Source organism: Stenotrophomonas sp. GQ19 (assembly GCF_059758695.1).
On sequence record NZ_JCAXES010000004.1, the window covers coordinates 339,135 to 359,321 of the forward strand.

Genomic DNA, 20,187 nt, shown 5'->3' on the forward strand with positions numbered 1-20,187 from the left:
CGCCATGTTCTACCAGACCGATATCCGGGAGCTCCAGCCAGGCCTCACGCCCTTTCCCTCCGACGTATTCGCTCCCGGGCAGGCCTGGTTGGCGGCGCATTTACTGCCGCTGATCTCCGTGGACCTGGGCATTCTGCGTCCGGAACTGGCAGGCACCGTGGCCACAATGCTGTGTCCCGTCGAGCCCTATGAAGGATGCCTTGGCGAAGAGACCGAGGCGCATCACAACGCATGCATCGGCACCAACTGGATCGCGTTCGAGCTGACGACCGACAACCGCATGCGTTTCCTCGGGGAAGAAGGCTACTTCCTGGGGATCAACGTGCAGGACCCGGAGCTGGTGGAGCACATCGGCGAAATGCGGGACAGCTACGAAAGGGCGAAGGCCTATTTCAAGGACCATGGGCGGTTGGCCAGCTATTCGCACTTTGGCGAAGGCGGCCCCAACGAGCAGGCCTACCTGGACACACTCGGTGGACAGATCTCCGACGGCAACTGGACCGAGACCGCGCCCATTCCGCCTGCGTTCGAGCTGTGGCTGGATCCGCTGATGTACGAGCGCGATCGCGCGGCCGATGCGGAGAATGTGCGTATCACCCGTGCGGGCAGACCGTTCTTCGCGGTTGCCACGGTCGCCGGTTACAACTGGTGTGCCACCGGCCCGGATGCCATCGTGATGCTGTACGAGCCGGACAGCCGCACCGTGCTGTTCTCGTTTGACTGGACCTGATGGACGACGGGGTGTTGAGGCGGCGGGCGAAAGAGCGGGCGGGGGAGGGTGGTGCCCATGCGATCCGCTGTCTCTGAGGAGCAGCTCCGATTTGCTAGGATTCAAGGTCACAACACTGCCAGCAGATGGAACCATGCAGTTCGATATCTCCATCACAGACTCGCCTGGTGCAGAGGCGCTGGATCTGATCGCCAATGGATTGGATGGCTTCAATCTGGATGCGGCCGGTTACGCCGACCGGCGTGCGTTGGCGGTTCTGGTCACTGATCCCGAAACCGGCAAGATGCTGGGCGGTCTGACTGGCCGGACATCATTGGGGATGTTGTTCATTGATCTGTTCCACCTTCCGGCAGAACTGCGTGGGCATGGCCTCGGCGCGCGCATTCTCGCGGCCGCTGAGGACGAAGCCAGGCGGCGTGGGTGCTGCTCTGGTGTGCTGTACACCATCAGCTTCCAGGCGCCGGATTTCTATGTGAAGCACGGTTGGCGGGTGTTCGGCGAGATACCGTGCGAACCAGCCGGAACGCGTCGCGTGTTTCTCAGCAAAGACCTGTCCGCCGCCTGAGCGCCGGACGACCCCCAGCGAGGGGGTGCGGATCACCCGCGACCGGCGATCAGGTGCTGGGTGACAATCGAAACGGCTTGCACCGGTGACATCAGTGCCGTGTCTATTGAAAACGGTGCATCGGCCCACGCTTCATACTCGTGATCCAACACCGATTGCCAAGAGGGGGGTGTCAGCCCCGGAACATCACCCGGCCTTGTTTCCACCCGCCGCTGATGTTCATTTTTATCCGAGCAGATCACTTCAATATTCACCAGCTCAACGCCAGCCTTCGAGGCGATCTCGCTCCAGGCAGTTCGGCTCTCCATTACGGGATTCACACCATCAACGATGACTGTCCGTCCCAGAGGGAGATTGTCCAGCGCAAGCGCATTGGCAACCATGTAGCCACTACGCCCCACATCGTGCGCAAGCGCACCGGAGTTTCGAAGCGCTTGCTCAATCGTATCGATCCGCAGATACAGAGCGCCAACCTTCGCGGCGAGCCCCTTGGCGATAGTGGTTTTTCCGGTGCCAGGAAGGCCGCTGAATACGATAAGCACTCTCTGTCCTTGCGGTGGGGTCAACTCAATAGACGCGTTGGCCCGATACACGATGGCCGCTGCCCAACCTCGCTCGCCGCTACGTCTGTCTGCAAGCGGGTCAGTTCCTGCATCAGATTAGCAGTTGTGGAGAGCGGGCTCAGGCCACGGCAGCGCGCCGTACGTCGCGGTTGTTGCGCGGCGTGTTCACCGCGCGCCTGAAGCAGTGGGCCTGCATCGCGGGTGGTGCTGTTGTCCTAGAATGGCCACATGGACCTACAGAATCGATACCGAGGCGCTTTGCTCGGCTTGGCCGCAGGCGACGCCGTTGGCACCACGCTGGAGTTCAAGCCACGCGGCAGCTTCGAACCGCTGACCGACATGGTGGGCGGCGGGCCCTTCGATCTGGAGTCAGGACAGTGGACGGACGACACGTCCATGGCCCTGTGCCTGGCCGAGAGCCTGATCCGCTGCGACGCGTTCGATCCGCGGGATCAGATGAACCGCTACGCCAATTGGTATCAGCATGGCTACTGGAGCTCGACGGGCACCTGCTTCGATATCGGCGTGGCAACACGCGGCGCGATCCACACCTACCTCGTGACCGGGGAGCCTCTGGCCGGCAACACCGACCCCGATAGCGCGGGTAATGGATCGATCATGCGCTTGGCGCCCGTGGTCCTTCGGTTTGCCGGGAAGCCGGAGCTGCAGGCCATGGCCGTACTGAGTTCCCGCACGACGCACGCGGCGGGGGAGTGTCTGGACGCGTGCCGCCTGCTGGCCGTGGCGCTTGAACGCGCGTTGGCGGGGTGCGACAAGGCGGAGGTGTTGGACCTGGCCGCCATCGAGGTGTCCAGCCAGCGTCTGTGCGACATCGCCGCTGGCGGATACCGGAGCGCCACGCGCGACCAGGTACGTGGCACAGGCTACGTCGTGGACAGCCTGGAAGCCGCGTTGTGGTGCCTCCACCAGCACGACAGCTTCGCTGGTGCGGTGCTGGAGGCTGCGAACCTCGGTGATGATGCGGATACGACCGCGGCGGTTGTCGGTCAGCTGGCGGGTGCCTTCTACGGCGTGGCCGGCGTCCCAGCGGCTTGGCTCGCCCGTGTCCACCGCGGAGACGAGATCGCGGCATTGGCGGATGGCCTGCTGCAGCGCAATCTTGCCGAGGCATAGGCTGGCTGCGCACAGCCCATGCCGGAAATTAAAAAGCCCGGGAACCCTTATTGTGTAAGGATTCCCGGGCTTCTTCGGATTCTTTCGAACCCGTCATTGGTGGAGGTGGGCCCAAACCGTATAGGTGACGTAAGTTGTTGATATAGGTATAAAAAATCAACCGTAATTGGTTGTGTGCCCCCAAGGATGCCGCCGGGCTACGCCGCCTTGCCTTGGTCCCGCTCGCTGATGCGTTCAAGGATCCATGCATCGACCTCGGCGTACACCCAGGCTGCCATCGTTCCTAGGTGAACCGGTGCGGGAAAGCTCTTGGCTTTGACGCGATCGTAGATGGTGGTTTTTGAAATGCTAACTCGCTCTTGGACCTCTTTGAGGCGAAGGAAGCGGGGCGGAGGGGTGTCAGTCTCGGTCATGAGGTCCTCGCGGTCAGGCGGCGGTCTCTGTGGCCGTGGCCACGAGACGAAGAGGGATCTGTACGACGTTGGAACACTGCGCTGACTGGGGGCGCCGGGCAGGGCGATTGATGCGCCGCCACTTGGCCAAGGCCTGGTCGGGCTCCACGCGCTTGCTGGTGGCCCGGCATTTGCGCTCGACTAGTTGTCCGCCGCCGCGGTCGACGCCGCGCAGGTCGAGAATGTGGCGCGCGCTGTGACCGGCGGCGCAGGCCGACAGCCCCTCGGGGTGGCTGATGTGTCGCTGAGTCATGGCAGAATCGGCGCCAACTCGGATAGGGGAAGGATATGGGATTGCTCAGCGAGCTTTGGTCTATGAAGGACGGGGTGAGCCAGTGCTGGTGGCTGAGCAAGGACTGTCTGATCGACTGGGATGCTTGGGCCGCTGTGGGTACGGTCGCTGCGGTTTTTGCTGCCGTGTTTGCGCCCTCGATCCAGCGTCGACTCGTGCGAAAGAAGGCCAACGCACTGTTCATGGCGGCGTACATGCACGACATCGTCGACGCCCATGCGTGCCTCAGAAAGACTGATGAGGCCTTGCCGGTGGGAAAGGAAACTGACGTCTCGATGTGGGTCGACGCCAACAACCTGATACGTCGCGACCACCGCATGCACTACGCCGATAGCATCAAATTCGGACTCTCGCGTCTGGCGACGAGAGAAGTCGACCTCACTAAGTGGCCTGCTGTTGACCTTGAAGTCGCAACCGGCGTGGTCATCGCCATTGAGGCTAGCAAGGCGGTTCTGGCCGCTGCTACTGCGCTTCCGGATTTGGAGCAAGAGAAGCTGGAAGTCACGTTCAAGATAATTCGGGGCGGCATCGATGCTGCGCTCGCGGCCCTTGCACTGGCGGAAGCGGAGTCCAAGAGGCGCGTGGGATGGCTGATGGCCGACTACCGGAACCGGGCCGGCCGTAGGTAGCATCACGCCCCGCCCATCGCCGCTGCCAGGTCGATCTCGTGCAGGGTATGCACGAGCTACGAGCAGGGCGTCACCGGCTCGGAGCGTTGGGCAATCCGGCACCAGGTCCGTCTGCGCCTTGAGGTGCAGCAGCAGCGCAGACTGCGCGAGGCCTTGAAGCTGGGCTCAAGGCTCCAGAACAGCTTCGAGCGGTCTGAGGTCATGGCTGCGGCCAGAGCCCAGGCGGATTTCATGAACGCGGGTGTGTGCCGCGCTGTCGCGGGAGGCTTTCTGCTGACCGCATTGCTGCAGCCCGGGCGGATGAAAATGACCACAACAGATCGCGTCTTCGAGCGCTAAGTGATTGATTTTATAGTGTAAATAATGTGCCTTTCGCCCAGTTCCGGTCAGGATTTGGGCGCAAGCCGATTATGGTCTAAAGTGCCGTTGTGCAGGGACGCACCACATAACCGTAGTGCGCCTGTCGCATCTTTTGAGATCACAGGGGAATAGAGTGGCACGGAGCTCGCAAAAGCGCATTTATTATGTCCGCGTCGTTTTTAATGACGCTACCAAGGTTAAGCGAACTTTGGAGGAGATGGTCCGAAGCGTTCTTAAAACCCGGACTATGGAGCAAACCGAAATTTTGATGGCGTCCACCGGCACGCTGGCGGTACGTGAGCGTGAAGTGGTGTCTCCCGATTCGGTGTCATTGGCTATCGGCCTCGGCGTTAAAGGCGAGGGAATGGCGACGATGGGCTTGGGCGTGAAAGCGGATGCCGATGCAAATGCCCCCGAAGCGCCGCCGCCGGGCCGAGTATTCAAGCTCGCAGATAGCTTTTGTGTCATTGACGACAATGAGGTTCTCTTTTGCAATGACGGTGGCATGAGCCGGGGAACCCTCGAAGCCTATCTGAAAGCTCTGATTGGCCTCGGCAAGTTTGGAGCGCCAGCGGAAATGTTTGGTTTGATCTCCCGACTTGACCAAGACATGGCGAAAACCCTGGCGGTTGAAGGTGTAAAGGAAATAAGGATATCTGCCGCAAGTTATGCGGCAACCCAGGTCGCAAAAAAGTCCAAGAAGAAGAACGCCCTTCGGGATGGATTCGACGTTTTCTGGCGCGGTGTTCGCGAAGAGTTTTTGGAGGAATCTCCCAGTCAGGCGGCACGTGCGACAATCGCAAATAGCTTTGACGAGTTGAACGTCACGACGGTCATCAGTGTGAAGAAGGGTTCGCGCGGAGAGCCTATGATGTACCAAGCGCTTCAAGAAGTCGCCCAGCAGGCGATGGACGATGCACCGCCGGGGGCTGACGTTGGATTCCTTACAACGAAGAATAATCCGATCAGCGCCGATAGTCTTTCACTTTCTTCCACCAAGTCGATTAAGCGGTTCGCTAAGCAAAATGATTTGGACTTCACTGATGCTTGGAATAAAATAAAAGAGTTCCGTGCGGAGCTCGCTGGATCAGGGCGATGGAAGGTTTAATTAAACAGAAAATTAGCTTGAAAAAAGCTGCATTCAGTTGTGGTAGCGTCGTCATTTCTGTCGCCGCTGCCTACTTTTTTCAGGATAAGTATCACAACAATTCGAATGCACTCACGATTCTGTCGACCGTTTTCTCTATATTGGCGGGCTTTCTCATTGCGGTATTTGCGATTGTCTCCGATGAGCGTGCTCTGAGGGGGAAAAGTTGGCGCAGTAATGTTGCGGATCTTGAGTTGATTAAGAGGGAGCTTCGATCTCACCGCCGGCTTTTCTCTCTCTATCTTGTCGTGCTTACGCTGGCGTTTATAGTTTCGCTGGATTTTGCATGGCCCATGAAGATGCAGTTGCGAATCGAATACGCTCTGGTCTTCTTGGCGTCCATGGCCATGATTTGGTCTTTCAGGCTTCCTGGCTACCTGATGGCTCGCCACATGGAAGCGCTAGATCGCGTGATCGAGTTGCGCAAGGCTGAGCAAGTAAAGGTTCAGTCGAGCGATGGTCAAGGTTCTTCAGGGACGGGTCGATAGGTCCGGTGATGGGTGAAGAAAGTCCCCGGCAGTGCCGGGGATTTTTTTGCTTTTTGATAAGCCTCGTCGGCGGGCCGCTGCGAGTACATCTGTGCGACAACGCGGAGGTGCTCCGGCTCCGGCAGCACCCATGTGACCAAGTGACGTGGGAGGGGTGGACCGGCGCCTTCTAGCCGACACATGAAGGGCCAAGCATGCAACCGTTACGACCAGGAGTCATCGGCTCCACGCTATGGGCACTCCTGCACAAAGACCGTTTGAGGCTTCGTAGAGTGGGAGCCGCGCCTCGTCAAGGCTTTGGAGCTCAAGCGGAAGGGATGACCCCAAACTGACCCCAGTGCATTGGCAAGTCATTGATTCCCAAAGAGCACAAGTGATCGCGGGTGATCGGCTTAGTCTTTGTTTTTGTTGATCTTCCCCCGACCTTGACATGGTAGGGGGCTGCATCAATGCTCTGAGTATTGAGGATAGAGGCAGCGCATGGAGTATGACGCCAACAGCATTCGCCCCTGCAGGGATTTTCTCACCCGTCTGGAGCTTATCTTTCAAGATTTTGAAGGGGGAATGACGCCGCCCGTGCCGTACCGCCAAGGGGACGGATACGTTCTACGCTTTTCCAAGAAGGACGTTCACCACGCGATGCTGCTTAAATTGGCAGCGCTGCTCCAGTTCCTGAACGGCGCCATTCAAGTTTGCGAGGCCGGATTAGTGATGGCGCAAGGCGCTCTCGAACGCATGGCCGATGAGGCCGGGGACGACGCAACTTTCCTGGCGTTGGGAATTCTCCACGGGATGACCAGTAGACATGAGGAATTCCTAGCCGCTTTCTGGGCAGACGATCATCTCGACCCTGCGGATGTAACCGAGGTGAAAAAGCCACGACAGGTCCGCCGGGAAAAGATCCACGCTGCGCTACACAGGGACTGGGAAGATCCCAGCACTGCCGGAAAGATCGCGAAGAGACTAAGTGCAACTTACTCTGGCTTTGTGCATGCCGCTGCGCCGAACGTGATGGAGATGTATGACCATCGAGACGGACGATTCAAAGTGTCCGCGGGTCCGGACTTTCGGCGGAAAGAGCATGAGCACGATCTGTGGAACTATTTCTACAGAGGCGGACTGACTTTCATTGCAGCCGCAAAAGCATTTGGATCACAGCCGCACGTCGATACATTGGAGGCGGCAATCATCAAGTTCCAGGATGACTCAGCACGTTACGGAGGGTACGGCCCAGATCCACTGCTCGGCGGTAGCGCGTGACGGCGACGCGGAGCTCATGCATCAGGTGGCTCCGCGAGGTTCATCCAAATAGTCGGCCCACCGTTGCATCATCTGCGTCCGCTCGGCCAAGTGCGTCGTACGGTTGTAGGCCCTGCCGTTCGGATCTTTTACTGCGTGCGCCAGCTGGTGCTCGATGATGTCTGGCCGGTAGCCCAGCACCTCGTCAAGTAGGGTGCGCGCGGCGGCCCGGAACCCGTGGCCAGTTACCGTGTTTTTGTCGAATCCCATTACCCGAAGAGCAGCTAGCACGGCGGCCTCTGACATCGGTCGTTTGACGCTGCGGGCCCCGGGTAACACGTACCGGCCGCGCCCGGTTAGGGGATGCAGCTCCCGCAGCAAGTCCACAGCTTTCCTGCGCAACGGGACAAGGTGCGCCTGCCGCATTTTTATTCTAGTTGCCGGGATGCTCCATAGAGAGTCGTCGAGATGGATCTCCGCCCACTCTGCCTGCCTGAGCTCCCCGGGCCTGACGAACAGCATGGGTGCCAGCTTCAGCGCTGTCTGGACGATGATCGTACCCTGGTAGGAATGCAGGGCACGCAGCAGCTCCCCGAGCTCAACCGGGTCGACCACGGCCGCATGCGATCAAAGGCAGGGGGCAGGGCTCCGCGAAGGTCGGCGACGGTATTTCGCTCCGCGCGCCCGGTGGCGATCGCGTACCGCATGATCTGGCCGCAGTTCTGCATGATCCGGTGGGCAGACTCGATCGCGCCCCGGGCTTCGATGCGTCGAGCAACCCGCAGGAAGTCTGGGGCAGTCAGCTCGCCTACCGGTCCGGACCCGATCCAAGAGAAGACGCCGTTCTCCATCCGCGCAACGAGCTTCACCGAGCACTTCGGCACCCAATCTCGCTTGCCAAGCCACTCGCGCGCTGTCACTTCAAAGGTGTTGGCCCCGAGCTCGGCTTTTGCTTGTGCTACCGCCTTCCGGTGTTCGCTTGGATCGATATCCCGAGCGAGCATCTGGCGCGCATCCTCGCGTCGCTGCTGGGCAAGGGCAAGGGGCACGTCCGGGTAGACGCCGAGGGTCAGACGCTTCTCTTTTCCGTCGAATTTGTACTTGAGGCGCCACCATCGGCCATCCTTAGGAGAGATCTCCAAGTACAGGCCGCCGCCGTCGAACATTTTCTGGGTCTTTTCGGCCGACTTGGCGCGCCGCAAGGCCAGATCGGCAAGTGGGGGCATCTGACTGGGGGCATGGGATCGATGCCCTAGAATATGCCCCCACGGTCTCACGACCTGCAACGCACTGGTCCGAACGAAACCGGAAATAAAAAAGCCCGGGAACCCTTATTGTGTAAGGATTCCCGGGCTTCTTCGGATTCTTTCGAACCCGTCATTGGTGGAGGTGGGCGGAATTGAACCGCCGTCCGAAGGCACTCCATCCCCGGTACTACATGCTTAGCTCGCCGTTGAATCTCGCCCTGTGGCAGCACGGCGTGCAAAGCGCACCCCAGGACCAGCCTGCTTTAGTTAAGTCGTGACTGACAGGCAGCCATCACAACCGGTTCCGTGATAATGACCCTACATCTACGAGCACGGGCACAAGTAGGTTCGGGGGTTCGCCTTAGGCGGCTGTAGAACTAAAGCAACTGCTGCTGTTTAGGCGGCGATTGCGAAGTCCGAACCGTAGTTGTCGTCGTTGGCAACTAAAAGTTTGCTGCTGGATTAACGAGGAAAGCTGCCCCCTCGGCATGCACCAAGTAACTTCACAACCCCCGTCGAAACCAATGCACCCCCGGTTTCTTCAAGAACCGCAAGACATCTGGCGACCCAGACGCTACTTGACGGGGCCAATGCTACTCCACTCCAGCTGAACAGTCACGCGAGCGCGTCCGCGCGCGCGGGGGCGGGCTTACAGGTAGGTCCCTTCGCTGTGCAGCAGTTGGCGGATGCTGCGGAACAGCTGTAGCGCTTCGGCCTGCTGGGCCTCGGTCATGCGGGCCTGGAACATGGCCACCTGGTTGGCGAACTGGCGGTCGTCGATCGGAAGCCCCTCATCGTGCGCCGCCAGCGCGTAGGCGTAGGCTTTCACGTCGTCCTGCTCGACGCCCGTGCCGTACTCGTGCAGCGCGCCGAGCTGGGCCAGACCGGGCGGGTGGCCCAGTTCGGCGGCGATCAACGTGTAATGCGCGCCCTTGGCCAGGTCCTGTGGCACGACGTCGCCGCGGCCATACAGGTACTGGTCGGCGAGGTAGAACACCGCATGGGCGCGGCGCTCCTTCCCGATCGCCTCCAGCCAGCGTTCGGCCTGCACCGGATCGGGGTCGACGCCGAGCCCGGCGAGGTAGGCGATGGCCAGCTGTTCCTGGGCGAACGCGTCGCCCGCCTCGGCCGCCTTCACGTACCACCGCGCCGCTTCGGGAAGGTCGACCGCGATGCATTGGGCGCCGGCGGGGTAGCGGTTGTAGCGGTTGATGGGGCCGCCGATGGCGTGGATGTCACCCAGCCGGCGCATCGCCTCCGCATTGCCCTGCGCGGCGGCCTGGCGGTACAGGGTGATCGCGCGGGTCAGGTCGGGCGGCGTACCCAGTCCGAACAGATGGGCCTCGGCCAGGCTGGACTGGGCGGCGGGAAGCCCCTGGTGCGCCGAACGCTGGTACCAGCGCAGGGCCTCATCCGGATCTCGGAGGACGCCGCTTCCCGTGGCGTAGGCGTGGCCCACCCGGTTCTGGGCAGGCGCATCACCGGCCTGGGCCAGCACCAGATCCGCCGCGAAGGTGCCGTCGGGTTCCTGCAGGGCCGTGCCTCTCATGCTGGCGGCGTCATCGGGGGTTTCCATGCGGTCGTCCGCGATGCGTCGGCGGTCCGCTTCGTCAGCCGTGCAGGCGTGCATCGCGGGGATGGCGGCGGGCCTGGCGGCCGTCGCCGCGGTCGCCGTGGCGGCCAACGCACCGAACAACAGCAGTGGGGTCAACGTGCGCATCGTGAATGTCCTTTGCGGAATGGGGTGCATCCCGAACGGGCGACCGGTAATACGTACAGGGCCTGCCGTTGCCGGCGGCGTGGACTGGCTCAGGCCGACGCGGTGCGCCGGCTGCGCCACCCGAGCCATAGGCCGGCCAGCAGGCAGGCCGCGATGATCGCGATGGACAGGGGAAGGTGGAAACTGCGCTCGCCGGCGGCGGCGAAGCCGGCGTGGATAAGGAAGGTGGCGATCCCGAGCGCCGCGCAGATCCGCGCATACGTCCGCGCCTGCGGGCTGCCCAGTACGACGTGCCGATAGCCAAGCAGCAGCACCGGCAGGGCCAGCAGGTTGAACAGCAGGTAGCCCTGCACGCCGCCCGGCAGGTGGAACAGGTCCCACTCATGCCAGTAGGCGGCGTCGATCTGGTGCACGATCAGTGCCAGCAATGTGGCGAAGTAACTCTTTTCCATGAGGTGCCGGCAGGCGTCCGTTCCTGTTCTGTCTGCGTGCCGCGGTGGTTCAGCGCTTGCCTTCGCGCTGGCGCTTGCTGTCGGCCTGGTGCTTGGCCTTCAGCTTGCGCTGGTGGTTCTGCTCGTTGCGCTGGGAAATGGCCTGCTTGCGGGCTTCCGGCTGGACCTGCGCCATCAGCGCGTCCACGCGTGCCACCAGGCGGCGGTGCTCGAGGGTATCGAAGGTCTGGTTCTCGGACGCGTCGCGCTTGGCATTGCGCACCAGGTAGGTCAGCACCTTGAGCAGGGCGGCCGGGTCCATCGCGCGGGTCAGCTCGGCGAAGATCGACTCATAGGCGGCGATATCGGCCTTGATTTCAGCGATCGGGTCCGCGCTCGCGGTGGTTTCCTGGGGGATTTCCTGTGTCACGCAACGCTCCAGCCTGGGTAATAAGCGGGGATTCTGACACTTGTGGGTGCGCTGCGGGAAAATGCCGTGCGCGTGGCCCGGTCGTGTGCGCTCAGGCGCCGATCAACCGCTTGCGCAGGTAGGTTCGATGATGCCCGGGCGGAAAGTCGTCGAGCCGCCCGAAGATCTCGTAGCCCTGCTTGAGGTAGAAGCCCTCGGCCTGCCAGGAAAACGTATCGAGCATGGCCGAATGGGCCCCCATCGCCAGCGCCTGCTGCTCGGCATCGGCGAGCAGGGTCTGGCCCAGCCGACGGCCGCGCTGGCTGGCGTCCACCCACAGGGCGTGCACCATCAGCCAGCCGCCGTAGACATCGGCTACCAGGCCGGCACAGGGCACACCATCCGCGTCGCGGATCACCCGATGCAGGGGCTGGTCGTCCAGTGCCGTGCCACAGGCGGCGTGGTTGAACGCACGCAGCCCGGCCAACACCGCCGCCGCGTCGTCGGCCGTGGCCGGTTCGATACGGGGTGGCGGGGCAGGGGCGGTCACGCGTCGCGGTTGTGGCGGCGCATGGTCCGCGACTTCTCGCGGGCCCAGTCGCGGTCCTTTTCGGCGTCGCGCTTGTCGTGGGTCTGCTTGCCCTTGGCCAGGGCGACCTCGAGCTTGATCTTGTTCTTGCTCCAGTACATGGCCGTCGGGACGATCGTGTACCCGTCGCGCTGGACCCGGCCGATCAGCTTGTCGATCTCGCTGCGATGCAGGAGCAGCTTGCGCTCGCGGCGGTCGTTGGCCACCACGTGGGTGGAGGCCTGGATCAACGGGGTGATCTGTGCCCCGATCAGGAAGATCTCGCCATCACGCACGTAGGCGTATGCATCGACGATGTTGCCGCGCCCGGCGCGGATCGACTTGACCTCCCAGCCCTGCAGGGCCAGGCCGGCCTCGAAGCGATCTTCGATGTGGTACTCGTGGCGGGCACGCTTGTTGAGCGCGATGGTTTTGTTGGCCGTCGCGCTCTTTGCTTTATCCTTGCCGCTGTTCTTGCTCATGTCCGTATTGTCTCCGATTCGGGCCTCCCCGGTCGATTCATCAGCAATCAGTAATCGAAATGCCAACTATCCGCCGTAGTGCCCTGGTCGAACATTCGGCTGCCCGCATGTTTGACCTGGTCAATGATATCGATGCCTATCCGCGCCGCTTCCGCTGGTGTTCGGCTGCGCAGATCCTGGAATCCGGACCGGACCGCCTGGTGGCGCGCCTGGACCTGGGGTTGGGCGCGTTCTCGACCTGGTTCATGACCGAAAACACCCTGCAGCGCCCGAGCAGCATTGATATGCAGCTGCGCGACGGGCCGTTCAAGCGCCTGCACGGGCGCTGGGAATTCCATGCGCTGGCCGAGGATGCCTGCAAGGTCAGCCTGACCCTGGAGTTCGAACCTACCTCGCGCCTGCTGGGGCCGGCGCTGGCGCTGGGCTTCCAGGGATTGGCCGACCGCATGGTCAATGACTTCGTCAGCGTCGCCGATGCGCAGGACTGAGCCGTGATTGCGGTGGAGGTGGTGCTGGCCTGGCCAGACCGGGTGGTGTCGCGGCAGCTGCAGTTGCCCGCCACGGCCACGGTTGGCGAGGCCATCGCGGCCGCTGCGCTGGAGGGCAGTGCGCTGTGCCCGGCGGTGGCCGTGCACGGGGTGCTGGCCCACCCGACCCAGCTGCTCCGCGAGGGAGACCGGGTCGAGCTGTTGCGTCCGCTGCTGGCCGATCCCAAGGACAACCGCCGCCGGCGCGCCCGCGCCAGCAGCTGAAGCCGGGTCAGGCTGGCTCAGCGGCCGCGCTGCTTCTTCTTGTCCTTGGCCAGGTTGCGGCCGAACTGGCGCACGCTGGACTTGGCAAGCTCGGCATCCTGGTTGGGGAAGTACTCGCCGTCCCACCGGGTGACCTGGTCATTCTCGAAGTAGACCGTGAAGTTCTTCACTTCGGTCTGGCCGAGGCGGTTGACCCGCTCGCTGGCGGTGTAGTCCCAGCGCTGGGCGTGGAACGGGTCCGGGATCGAGGGGGTGCCGAGCAGAGCGTTGACCTGCTGCTTGCTCTGGCCCACCTGCAGCTGACCGACGGCCTGCTCCCGGATCAGGTTGCCCTGATAGATGGGTTGCTTATAGATGATGCCGCAGCCCGTGGTGGACAGGGCAACGGCGGCGACCAGCAGGAGATTGCGCATCGGGAATGGCGTTTGGGGAAATCCAGTCGATGATACACTCACGACGCGTCGCCGCGACCCAATCCGAGGCAGCTGGCGCTAAATCGCCAATGAACGGAGAACTATGGAAACCCACGACCTGCGCAAAGTCGGCCTGAAGGTGACCCATCCGCGGATGCGGATCCTGGCGTTGCTTGAGCAGCGCAATGCCCAGAATCATCAGCACCACATGACCGCCGAAGACATCTACCGCCAGCTCCTGGAGCACGGTGACGAGATCGGCCTGGCCACGGTGTACCGGGTGCTGACCCAGTTCGAGGCCGCCGGCCTGGTGCTGAAGCACAACTTCGAGGGCGGCCAGGCCGTCTACGAACTGGACCGCGGCGGCCACCACGACCATATGGTGGACGTGGACAGCGGCAAGATCATTGAATTTGAAAGCCACGAGATCGAGGAGCTGCAGCGCAAGATCGCGGCGGACCACGGTTACGAGCTGGAAGAGCACTCGCTGGTGCTGTACGTGCGCAAGAAGCGCAAGTAAGCCCCTTGAACAGCCGAGTGTGACGAGACCCCGGGCATGCCCGGGGTTTTTCGTTATCCGTCACCGTCGCCATCGGCCTCGACGGCGTCTTCGGATGGCGCGACTCTGAGGGATTGTGCGGAATGCGGGGAAGCGGGAATGCGTAGCGTTGGAAGGTCGGCTGCATTGGCCGTGTTGGCGGTGGATCGCCTGTCACAGCTGTCGACAGCCGAGCTGGAGGACCATCTGTCTGCGGACTATCTAGATGAGACGTCTGGCCAGCCCTTGCCCTACGGCAGTGTGTTCGACGAGGCGGCGCAGGCGTTCCTGCTGCGGCATTTCGTCGAGGTGGTCCTTCTGGGGGTCTCAAACGAGGCCCTTGAGACGCATTTGTCCGCCTGTATGGGGCGACCGGTGGCCGTGGTCGGCAATGAGCCGCCGCTGGAGGCCTGCCCCTGCTGCGGGTTCCTGACCCTCTCCCAGCGGGGTGAATATGACATCTGCCCTGTCTGCACCTGGGAGGACGATGGCAAAGGCGCGCACGACCCATCTCTGTACAGCGCGCCCAACCGCGCCTCGCTGCAGGACGTTCGGGTACGCGTCAGCGAGCGGATCGACAGTCGAGGCCGTTGGTACAGGCGGGCACGAATGCCAGATGGACGACCGGATTGAGACGCCCTGCGGCGCTCGCTGGATATCACGGGCGCATCAGAATCGGTTCCAGATCCACCGCCTCGGCCATCGCCCGGTTGCCCGCATCGCCCGGATGCAGGTGGTCGCCGGAGTCGTAAGCAGCCGCCATCCGTGAGGGATCGGCCGGATCACGCAGCGCCGCGTCGAGGTCGATCACCGCGTCGAACGGGCTGTCGGTGCGCAGCCACGCGTTGAGCTGGCGGCGCAGCGCGTCCTTGTCCGCGGCGTAGTAGTCGTCCAGCGGCGTGCCGGGCAGGGCGCCGGCGAACGGGGGCAGGGTGGCACCGAGGACGCGCAGGCCCCGTGCGTGGGCGCGCGTGGCCAACGCGCGATAGCCTGCCTGCAGTTCGCCCAGCGTGGGCCGGGCCTGGTTCCGGGCGAACGCGGTGCCGGGCCAGCTGATGTCGTTGATGCCGATCAGCACGATCACGCTGGCGACGCCGGGCTGGTCGAGCACGTCGCGCTGGAAGCGCTCGAGGGCCGATTCCCCCATGCCATCGCGCAGCAGGCGTCCGCCGGAAATGCCGGCGTTGACCACCGCCACGCCGCGCGGGGCCAGCCGTTCGGCCAGGTGGTCGGTCCAGCGCTGGTCGCGGTCCAGGCTGGCGGTGGCGCCATCGGTGATGGAGTCGCCGATCACCACCACGCTGCGGGCGCCGGCGGCGGCCTGCACCTCGATACCGGTCACGAACAGGCGCGCGGTGGTGGTGGATGCCGGATCCATTTGCGGCGCCAGAGTCTGATCGCCGGCCCCGATCGATGCGGTTTGCCGGCCGTCCCAATGGAACGTGTGCAGCGGGGTATTCGCGGGAACGTAGACGCTGACCTGCACGGCCTGCCGGTCGCGGGTGGGTAGCGCCACGGGGTCGCTCAGGCGCGCCTTGCCGGGTGCGATCTGCGTGCCGGCCCGCCCGTCGAAGGTCAGCGGAAGCGGTGCCTGGCCGTCAGCGCCGGCCACGCTGGCCGCGCCGATCTGCAGTGGCGCGGTGCCATACGCGTTGCTCAGGCGTACCCGCAGCTGGTCCCCGCCCAGGCTGAGGCGGGCGGTCTGGCGGAAGGTCTGCCCTTCCAGGGCGGCTGGGACCAAGGTGGGAAACAGGAACGACGCGTCCCATACCGGTTGTGGGCTGGCCTGCCAGCTGGCTACCCAGGTGGCAGGCGGCTGGGCCGACGCCGAGGTCGATGCGGCGAGCAGGGCCATGGCGGTGAAGCGGGTGAGGGCGTTCATCGGGCGATCCGTTGGAGGGGACGGCCATCGTGATCTTCGCTGCATCTGTGAACTAGACTGCGCACGGACAATCATCTGTGAACTGGATTCATCACATGGCAGGCACCGACATCAACCGTTCCGGCGAACTGGAAGTGTTCGTCCGGGTCATCGAAACCGGCGGCTTTTCGGCCGCCGCGCGCTCGCTGGAGCTGAGTCCCTCGGCGGTCAGCAAGCTGGTGTCCCGGCTGGAACAGCGGTTGGGCACGCGGTTGCTGCAGCGCTCCACCCGGCAGCTGCAGTTGACCCCCGAGGGCTGTGCGTTTTACGAGCGCGGGCTGCGCGTGCTGGCCGACCTGGACGAGGCCGAGCGCTGCGCCAGTGCCCATGCCGAGCCGCGCGGGCGCCTGCGGGTCAATGCCAACGTGCCATTCGGGCACCACTTTCTGTTGCCGCTGTTACCCGGCTTCCTGGTCGCGCATCCGCAGGTGGGCGTGGACGTGGTGCTGACCGACGAGGTCATCGACCTGCTCGAGCAGCGCACCGACGTGGCGGTGCGGGCCGGGCCATTGAAGAGCTCCAGCCTGGTGGCGCGGCGGCTGGGCGCGACGCGGATGATGATCGTGGCGGCGCCCGCCTACCTGGCGCGGCATGGGATGCCGCAGAGCGCCGACGCCCTGCAGGCGCACAACCGGCTGGATATCGCCCACCCGCGTGCGCAGTCCGGCTGGCCGCTGGTGGTCGATGGCGAGCGGCAGGTGGTGCAGACCGGCGGCAGTGCGCGTGCCAGCGATGGCGAGGCGTTGCGCCGGCTGGTGCTGGGGGGCGTGGGACTGGCGCGGCTGGCGGCGTTCCAGGTGCAGGCTGATGTCGCGGCCGGGCGCCTGCTGCCGGTGCTGGAGATGGCCAATCCGGGCGATCTGGAAGAGGTGCACGCGGTGTTTCAGGGGCAGGGCGGGTATTTGCCGCTGCGGGTGCGTGCGCTGCTGGATTACCTGATGGGCCACGTGGATCTGGCCAAGCCGTTGGGGTGAACGGCGTGCGGGTGGATGCATCGCGCGGGGCCGGCATCGCGGGGAGCCGGCCAGCGGCCGGGATTGCCGGGCGAGGTGCAGTGGGTCCGCGAGGAGCCGGCCAGCGGCCGGGGTTGCCGGGCGAGGTGCAGTGGGTCCGCGAGGAGCCGGCCAGCGGCCGGGATTGCCGGGCGAGGTGCAGTGGGTCCGCGAGGAGCCGGCCAGCGGCCGGCACTACCGGGCGAGGTGCCGCCACGGGTAGGTACCGACCGTTGGTCGGTACCCGGCCTCACACCTGCAGCAGCTTGCGCGCGGCCGCGCGGGCTTCCTTGCTGACTTCGACCCCGCCCAGCATCCGCGCCAGTTCTTCCTCGCGGGCCTTGGGGTCCAGCTTTTCCACCGCGCTCTGGGTCATGCCGTCCACCGGTGCCTTGCTGACCCGGTAATGGGCGTGGCCCTTGGAGGCCACCTGCGGCAGATGGGTGACGCACAGCACCTGGCGCTTCTCGCCCAGGGCGCGCAGCTTGTGCCCGACGATGTCGGCCACGGCGCCGCCGATGCCCGAATCCACTTCGTCGAAGACCATGGTCGGCACCGCGTCCAGGCCCAGCGCCGCCACCTCGATGGCCAGCGAAATACGCGACAGTTCACCGCCCGAGGCGACCTTGCGCAGCGCACGCGGCGGTTGCCCGGCGTTGGCCGCCACCAGGAACTCCACGCGCTCGGCGCCGTTCGGGTCGGGCTTGGCCACGGGCTGCGGTTCGATTTCGATCAGGAACTGGCCGCCGCCCATCCCGAGCTCGCCGATCAGGGTGGTGGTGGTCTCCGACAGCGCCGTGGCGGCCTTGCGCCGGCTGGCGGTGAGCGTGTCGGCCACGGTCTGCCACTGGCCGGCGGCGCGCTCGATCTGGCCGGCCAGCGCCTGCAGACGGGTGTCGGCGCCGCGCAGCTGCTCCACTTCGGCTTCCATCGCGTCGCGGTGCTCGCCCAGCGTCTCCATCGGCACCCGGTGCTTGCGCGCCAGGTCGTGCAGGCGGCCGAGCCGGCGTTCGATGTCCTCGAACTGCTCGGGGTCGGCATCCAGGTCGTCATGCACCCGGTCCAGCAGCGCCAGTGCCTCGTCCAGTTGGATGGCGGCGCTGTCGAGCAGGGCGTCCACCTCGCCCAGGCGCGGGTCGTGTTCGGCCACGCGGGCCAGTTCGTGGCGGGTCTGCTGCAGCAGTTGCAGCGCCGAGGTGTCCTCGTCGCCATTGAGGCGGGCCACGGCGACATCGCAGGCGGCGATCAGGGCGCTGGCATGGGCCTGGCGGCGATGGCTGCTGCCCAGCTGGGCAATCGAGGCCGGCTCCAGGTCTTCGCGCTGCAGTTCGCCCAGCTGGTGTTCCAGATAGCCGATGCGGTCGCTGACATCGCCCTGGCGCGACAAGGCTTCGGCCTCGTCCACCAGCGCCTGCCAGCGTGCGGCGGCCTGGCGGACCTGGCTGCGCTCGGCGTCGTTGCGCGCGAACGCGTCCAGCAGCGCCAGCTGCGAGGGCCGCGCCAGCAGGGCCTGTTGTTCGTGCTGGCCGTGGATTTCGACCAGGGTCGAGGCCAGTTCGGTCAGCTGGGTGAGGGTGACCGGGCGCCCGTTGATCCAGGCGCGGGAGCCGCCATCGGCGCGGATGATCCGGCGCAGCTGGCACTGGTCCTCGTCGTCCAGTTCGTTCTCGCGCAGCCAGCGCCGCGCCGGGGCGTCCTCGCCGGGGGCGAATTCGGCCGACAGTTCGGCGCGGGCGGCGCCGTGGCGGACCACGCCGCTGTCGGCGCGCAGCCCGGACAGGAAGCCGAGGGCGTCGACCATCAGCGACTTGCCGGCGCCGGTTTCGCCGGACACCACGGTCATGCCCGGCCCGAATTCGAGTTCGGTAGCACGGACGACGGCAAAATCCTTGATCGATAGATGTTTGAGCATGGTTGTCTGTTCTTGAGCCGCGCAACGCTAGCATGGGGCGGGGACAGCTCCAATAACTTGCCTTCGGTCCCCGGAGCCATTATCTAGGATGGCGTCTCACAGGCTGATTCCATGCACCCCACTGCGTCACATCTTGCGCCCCGCGCCCGCCACCTGCTGCGGACGCTGATCGCCCGCCACATCCAGGACGGCGAGCCGGTCGGCTCGCAGACACTGGCGCGGCTGGCCGGGCTGGATGTCAGCCCGGCCACCATCCGCAACATCCTGGGCGATCTGGAAGACCTGGGCCTGCTCAGTTCGCCGCATACCTCGGCCGGGCGGGTGCCCACCGCGCACGGCTACCGGGTGTTCGTGGACAGCCTGGTCAAGATGCAGCCGCCCGGCGAGGGCGAGCTGAGCCGGCTGCGCACCGAACTGGCCAGCGGCAGTGGCACCCAAGCCCTGCTGGGCAGTGCCTCGGAGCTGCTGTCGGCAATGAGCCACTTCGTTGGCGTGGTCAGCGCGCCGCGGCGTGAACAGTTCGCCTTCCGGCATATCGATTTCGTGGCGCTGGACGCGCGCCGGGTGCTGGCCATCCTGGTGTTTGCCGACAACGAAGTGCAGAACCGGGTGATCGAGCCCCGCCGCAGCTTCGGCCCCGGCGAGCTGGAGCAGGTGGCCAACTATCTCAATGCCAACTGCGCCGGGCGGCCCTTGTCGGAGATCCGCCAGCGGCTGCTGCTGGAGCTGCGCGACGCGCAGTCGGAAATGGAGCAGCTGCTGGCCCACGGCATCGAGCTGGCCGAACAGGCGCTGGTGCCGCCGGCCGACGACATGGTGCTGGCCGGCGCGACCCGGCTGATGGGCGTGCAGGACCTGTCCGACCTGGAGCGGCTGCGCGAGCTGTTCGAGGTGTTCGCCAGCAAGCGCGAGATCCTGCAGCTGCTCGAGCGCACCATCCAGGCCCCGGGGGTACGCATCTTCATTGGCGAAGAGACCGGGGTGATGCCGCTGGAAGGGGTGTCGCTGGTGACCGCGCCGTATTCGGCCGGCGGCCAGGTGCTGGGCGTGCTGGGGGTGATCGGGCCCAAGCGCATGGCCTACGACCGCATGATTCCGCTGGTGGAGGCCACCGCCCAGGTGCTGGGCGCGGCGTTGGCCGACCCGGCCGGCGGCGGATTGTCCCGCGATCGCACATAAAACCCACCGCTGGACTCTTGAAAC

Annotated in this window: 26 protein-coding genes and 1 other RNA gene; 13 read left to right on the forward strand and 14 right to left on the reverse strand. The window is 64.5% G+C overall.

Going from position 1 to position 20,187, the window contains the following annotated elements; all coding sequences use genetic code 11:
* Positions 1 to 4 precede the first annotated feature (4 nt).
* Entirely contained in the window at positions 5 to 730 is a 726-nt protein-coding gene (locus AC6CHL_RS10880; RefSeq protein ID WP_498294338.1) for an enolase, read from the forward strand.
* A gap of 133 nt (positions 731 to 863) precedes the next feature.
* The gene (locus AC6CHL_RS10885) at positions 864 to 1,295 is read left to right on the forward strand and encodes a GNAT family N-acetyltransferase (RefSeq protein ID WP_498294339.1); all 432 of its coding nucleotides are present in this window, start codon (positions 864 to 866) and stop codon (positions 1,293 to 1,295) included.
* A 32-nt stretch (positions 1,296 to 1,327) separates the two neighbouring features.
* Here the strand turns inward: AC6CHL_RS10885 and AC6CHL_RS10890 are convergent, their stop codons facing one another.
* Positions 1,328 to 1,837, reverse strand: coding sequence for a P-loop nucleotide/nucleoside kinase family protein (locus tag AC6CHL_RS10890; RefSeq protein ID WP_498294340.1), 510 nt, complete (start codon positions 1,835 to 1,837; stop codon positions 1,328 to 1,330).
* 249 nt (positions 1,838 to 2,086) lie between these two features.
* On the opposite strand from AC6CHL_RS10890, the gene AC6CHL_RS10895 reads away from it, so the two are divergent.
* Positions 2,087 to 2,992: an ADP-ribosylglycohydrolase family protein gene (locus tag AC6CHL_RS10895; protein WP_498294341.1), complete on the forward strand. Its 906-nt coding sequence runs from the start codon at positions 2,087 to 2,089 to the stop codon at positions 2,990 to 2,992.
* A gap of 197 nt (positions 2,993 to 3,189) precedes the next feature.
* On the opposite strand, the gene AC6CHL_RS10900 is transcribed toward AC6CHL_RS10895, so the two are convergent.
* Both AC6CHL_RS10900 and AC6CHL_RS10905 read right to left on the reverse strand, forming a co-directional pair.
* The gene (locus AC6CHL_RS10900) at positions 3,190 to 3,405 is read right to left on the reverse strand and encodes a helix-turn-helix transcriptional regulator (RefSeq protein WP_498294342.1); all 216 of its coding nucleotides are present in this window, start codon (positions 3,403 to 3,405) and stop codon (positions 3,190 to 3,192) included.
* 13 nt (positions 3,406 to 3,418) lie between these two features.
* On the reverse strand, positions 3,419 to 3,697 hold the full coding sequence (locus AC6CHL_RS10905) for a hypothetical protein (RefSeq protein WP_498294343.1): 279 nt from the start codon (positions 3,695 to 3,697) through the stop codon (positions 3,419 to 3,421).
* A gap of 41 nt (positions 3,698 to 3,738) precedes the next feature.
* On the opposite strand from AC6CHL_RS10905, the gene AC6CHL_RS10910 reads away from it, so the two are divergent.
* The 4 genes from AC6CHL_RS10910 (at position 3,739) to AC6CHL_RS10925 (ending at position 7,620) form a co-directional block, all read left to right on the forward strand.
* Positions 3,739 to 4,365 (forward strand): hypothetical protein, encoded by a 627-nt coding sequence (locus AC6CHL_RS10910; protein ID WP_498294344.1) that lies wholly within the window; start codon positions 3,739 to 3,741, stop codon positions 4,363 to 4,365.
* 607 nt (positions 4,366 to 4,972) lie between these two features.
* Positions 4,973 to 5,833 (forward strand): hypothetical protein, encoded by an 861-nt coding sequence (locus tag AC6CHL_RS10915; RefSeq protein ID WP_498294345.1) that lies wholly within the window; start codon positions 4,973 to 4,975, stop codon positions 5,831 to 5,833.
* Entirely contained in the window at positions 5,821 to 6,360 is a 540-nt protein-coding gene (locus AC6CHL_RS10920; protein ID WP_498294346.1) for a hypothetical protein, read from the forward strand. The genes AC6CHL_RS10915 and AC6CHL_RS10920 overlap by 13 nt, the downstream gene beginning before the upstream one ends.
* 480 nt (positions 6,361 to 6,840) lie before the next feature.
* Entirely contained in the window at positions 6,841 to 7,620 is a 780-nt protein-coding gene (locus AC6CHL_RS10925) for a hypothetical protein (protein ID WP_498294347.1), read from the forward strand.
* Positions 7,621 to 7,641: 21 nt separating this feature from the next.
* On the opposite strand, the gene AC6CHL_RS10930 is transcribed toward AC6CHL_RS10925, so the two are convergent.
* The 8 genes from AC6CHL_RS10930 to smpB all read right to left on the reverse strand — a co-directional run bounded on the left by AC6CHL_RS10930 (position 7,642) and on the right by smpB (position 12,456).
* Positions 7,642 to 8,214 carry a tyrosine-type recombinase/integrase gene (locus AC6CHL_RS10930; RefSeq protein WP_498294348.1) on the reverse strand — a complete coding sequence of 191 codons (573 nt, stop codon included), beginning with the start codon at positions 8,212 to 8,214 and terminating at the stop codon, positions 7,642 to 7,644.
* Positions 8,133 to 8,825, reverse strand: coding sequence for a tyrosine-type recombinase/integrase (locus AC6CHL_RS10935; protein ID WP_498294349.1), 693 nt, complete (start codon positions 8,823 to 8,825; stop codon positions 8,133 to 8,135). Before AC6CHL_RS10935 ends, AC6CHL_RS10930 begins: the two co-directional genes overlap by 82 nt.
* A gap of 155 nt (positions 8,826 to 8,980) precedes the next feature.
* Positions 8,981 to 9,380: a transfer-messenger RNA gene (ssrA, locus tag AC6CHL_RS10940) on the reverse strand.
* A 115-nt stretch (positions 9,381 to 9,495) separates the two neighbouring features.
* The gene (locus tag AC6CHL_RS10945; protein ID WP_498294350.1) at positions 9,496 to 10,566 is read right to left on the reverse strand and encodes a tetratricopeptide repeat protein; all 1,071 of its coding nucleotides are present in this window, start codon (positions 10,564 to 10,566) and stop codon (positions 9,496 to 9,498) included.
* Positions 10,567 to 10,655: 89 nt separating this feature from the next.
* Entirely contained in the window at positions 10,656 to 11,018 is a 363-nt protein-coding gene (locus AC6CHL_RS10950) for a DUF6713 family protein (RefSeq protein WP_463600764.1), read from the reverse strand.
* 49 nt (positions 11,019 to 11,067) lie between these two features.
* Positions 11,068 to 11,427, reverse strand: a complete 360-nt coding sequence (locus AC6CHL_RS10955) for a hypothetical protein (protein ID WP_038688945.1) — start codon at positions 11,425 to 11,427, stop codon at positions 11,068 to 11,070.
* A 91-nt stretch (positions 11,428 to 11,518) separates the two neighbouring features.
* Positions 11,519 to 11,956, reverse strand: coding sequence for a GNAT family N-acetyltransferase (locus AC6CHL_RS10960; protein WP_498294351.1), 438 nt, complete (start codon positions 11,954 to 11,956; stop codon positions 11,519 to 11,521).
* Entirely contained in the window at positions 11,953 to 12,456 is a 504-nt protein-coding gene (gene smpB / locus AC6CHL_RS10965; protein ID WP_038688943.1) for an SsrA-binding protein SmpB, read from the reverse strand. The genes AC6CHL_RS10960 and smpB overlap by 4 nt, the downstream gene beginning before the upstream one ends.
* Positions 12,457 to 12,515: 59 nt before the next feature.
* Here smpB and AC6CHL_RS10970 point away from each other — a divergent pair, with 59 nt between their 5' ends.
* Together AC6CHL_RS10970 and AC6CHL_RS10975 are read left to right on the forward strand one after the other, a co-directional pair.
* Entirely contained in the window at positions 12,516 to 12,944 is a 429-nt protein-coding gene (locus AC6CHL_RS10970; protein WP_128096163.1) for a type II toxin-antitoxin system RatA family toxin, read from the forward strand.
* A 3-nt stretch (positions 12,945 to 12,947) separates the two neighbouring features.
* Entirely contained in the window at positions 12,948 to 13,208 is a 261-nt protein-coding gene (locus AC6CHL_RS10975) for an RnfH family protein (protein WP_498294352.1), read from the forward strand.
* Positions 13,209 to 13,225: 17 nt separating this feature from the next.
* Here the strand turns inward: AC6CHL_RS10975 and AC6CHL_RS10980 are convergent, their stop codons facing one another.
* Entirely contained in the window at positions 13,226 to 13,621 is a 396-nt protein-coding gene (locus AC6CHL_RS10980) for an outer membrane protein assembly factor BamE (RefSeq protein ID WP_038688937.1), read from the reverse strand.
* A 103-nt stretch (positions 13,622 to 13,724) separates the two neighbouring features.
* On the opposite strand from AC6CHL_RS10980, the gene fur reads away from it, so the two are divergent.
* Both fur and AC6CHL_RS10990 read left to right on the forward strand, forming a co-directional pair.
* Positions 13,725 to 14,141 carry a ferric iron uptake transcriptional regulator gene (fur, locus tag AC6CHL_RS10985; protein WP_038688936.1) on the forward strand — a complete coding sequence of 139 codons (417 nt, stop codon included), beginning with the start codon at positions 13,725 to 13,727 and terminating at the stop codon, positions 14,139 to 14,141.
* A 171-nt stretch (positions 14,142 to 14,312) separates the two neighbouring features.
* Entirely contained in the window at positions 14,313 to 14,792 is a 480-nt protein-coding gene (locus AC6CHL_RS10990) for a CPCC family cysteine-rich protein (RefSeq protein ID WP_498294381.1), read from the forward strand.
* 25 nt (positions 14,793 to 14,817) lie between these two features.
* Here AC6CHL_RS10990 and AC6CHL_RS10995 read toward each other — a convergent pair whose 3' ends face one another.
* A complete protein-coding gene (locus AC6CHL_RS10995) occupies positions 14,818 to 16,041 on the reverse strand; it encodes an SGNH/GDSL hydrolase family protein (RefSeq protein WP_498294353.1) in 1,224 nt (407 codons plus the stop codon).
* 95 nt (positions 16,042 to 16,136) lie between these two features.
* Here AC6CHL_RS10995 and AC6CHL_RS11000 point away from each other — a divergent pair, with 95 nt between their 5' ends.
* Positions 16,137 to 17,054, forward strand: a complete 918-nt coding sequence (locus AC6CHL_RS11000) for a LysR family transcriptional regulator (RefSeq protein ID WP_498294354.1) — start codon at positions 16,137 to 16,139, stop codon at positions 17,052 to 17,054.
* A gap of 268 nt (positions 17,055 to 17,322) precedes the next feature.
* On the opposite strand, the gene recN is transcribed toward AC6CHL_RS11000, so the two are convergent.
* Positions 17,323 to 18,984, reverse strand: a complete 1,662-nt coding sequence (recN, locus tag AC6CHL_RS11005; RefSeq protein ID WP_498294355.1) for a DNA repair protein RecN — start codon at positions 18,982 to 18,984, stop codon at positions 17,323 to 17,325.
* Positions 18,985 to 19,095: 111 nt separating this feature from the next.
* Here recN and hrcA point away from each other — a divergent pair, with 111 nt between their 5' ends.
* Positions 19,096 to 20,163 (forward strand): heat-inducible transcriptional repressor HrcA, encoded by a 1,068-nt coding sequence (gene hrcA / locus AC6CHL_RS11010; RefSeq protein ID WP_038688925.1) that lies wholly within the window; start codon positions 19,096 to 19,098, stop codon positions 20,161 to 20,163.
* Positions 20,164 to 20,187 lie beyond the last annotated feature (24 nt).

Coding starts and splice junctions, on each gene's coding strand:
- AC6CHL_RS10880 (WP_498294338.1), top strand. CDS start 5: ATGTTCTACCAGACCGATATCCGGGAGCTCCAGCCAGGCCTCACGCCC.
- AC6CHL_RS10885 (WP_498294339.1), top strand. CDS start 864: ATGCAGTTCGATATCTCCATCACAGACTCGCCTGGTGCAGAGGCGCTG.
- AC6CHL_RS10895 (WP_498294341.1), top strand. CDS start 2,087: ATGGACCTACAGAATCGATACCGAGGCGCTTTGCTCGGCTTGGCCGCA.
- AC6CHL_RS10900 (WP_498294342.1), bottom strand. CDS start 3,405: ATGACCGAGACTGACACCCCTCCGCCCCGCTTCCTTCGCCTCAAAGAG.
- AC6CHL_RS10905 (WP_498294343.1), bottom strand. CDS start 3,697: ATGACTCAGCGACACATCAGCCACCCCGAGGGGCTGTCGGCCTGCGCC.
- AC6CHL_RS10915 (WP_498294345.1), top strand. CDS start 4,973: ATGGAGCAAACCGAAATTTTGATGGCGTCCACCGGCACGCTGGCGGTA.
- AC6CHL_RS10920 (WP_498294346.1), top strand. CDS start 5,821: ATGGAAGGTTTAATTAAACAGAAAATTAGCTTGAAAAAAGCTGCATTC.
- AC6CHL_RS10925 (WP_498294347.1), top strand. CDS start 6,841: ATGGAGTATGACGCCAACAGCATTCGCCCCTGCAGGGATTTTCTCACC.
- AC6CHL_RS10935 (WP_498294349.1), bottom strand. CDS start 8,825: ATGCCCCCACTTGCCGATCTGGCCTTGCGGCGCGCCAAGTCGGCCGAA.
- AC6CHL_RS10945 (WP_498294350.1), bottom strand. CDS start 10,566: ATGCGCACGTTGACCCCACTGCTGTTGTTCGGTGCGTTGGCCGCCACG.
- AC6CHL_RS10950 (WP_463600764.1), bottom strand. CDS start 11,018: ATGGAAAAGAGTTACTTCGCCACATTGCTGGCACTGATCGTGCACCAG.
- smpB (WP_038688943.1), bottom strand. CDS start 12,456: ATGAGCAAGAACAGCGGCAAGGATAAAGCAAAGAGCGCGACGGCCAAC.
- AC6CHL_RS10970 (WP_128096163.1), top strand. CDS start 12,516: ATGCCAACTATCCGCCGTAGTGCCCTGGTCGAACATTCGGCTGCCCGC.
- AC6CHL_RS10980 (WP_038688937.1), bottom strand. CDS start 13,621: ATGCGCAATCTCCTGCTGGTCGCCGCCGTTGCCCTGTCCACCACGGGC.
- fur (WP_038688936.1), top strand. CDS start 13,725: ATGGAAACCCACGACCTGCGCAAAGTCGGCCTGAAGGTGACCCATCCG.
- AC6CHL_RS10995 (WP_498294353.1), bottom strand. CDS start 16,041: ATGAACGCCCTCACCCGCTTCACCGCCATGGCCCTGCTCGCCGCATCG.
- AC6CHL_RS11000 (WP_498294354.1), top strand. CDS start 16,137: ATGGCAGGCACCGACATCAACCGTTCCGGCGAACTGGAAGTGTTCGTC.
- recN (WP_498294355.1), bottom strand. CDS start 18,984: ATGCTCAAACATCTATCGATCAAGGATTTTGCCGTCGTCCGTGCTACC.
- hrcA (WP_038688925.1), top strand. CDS start 19,096: ATGCACCCCACTGCGTCACATCTTGCGCCCCGCGCCCGCCACCTGCTG.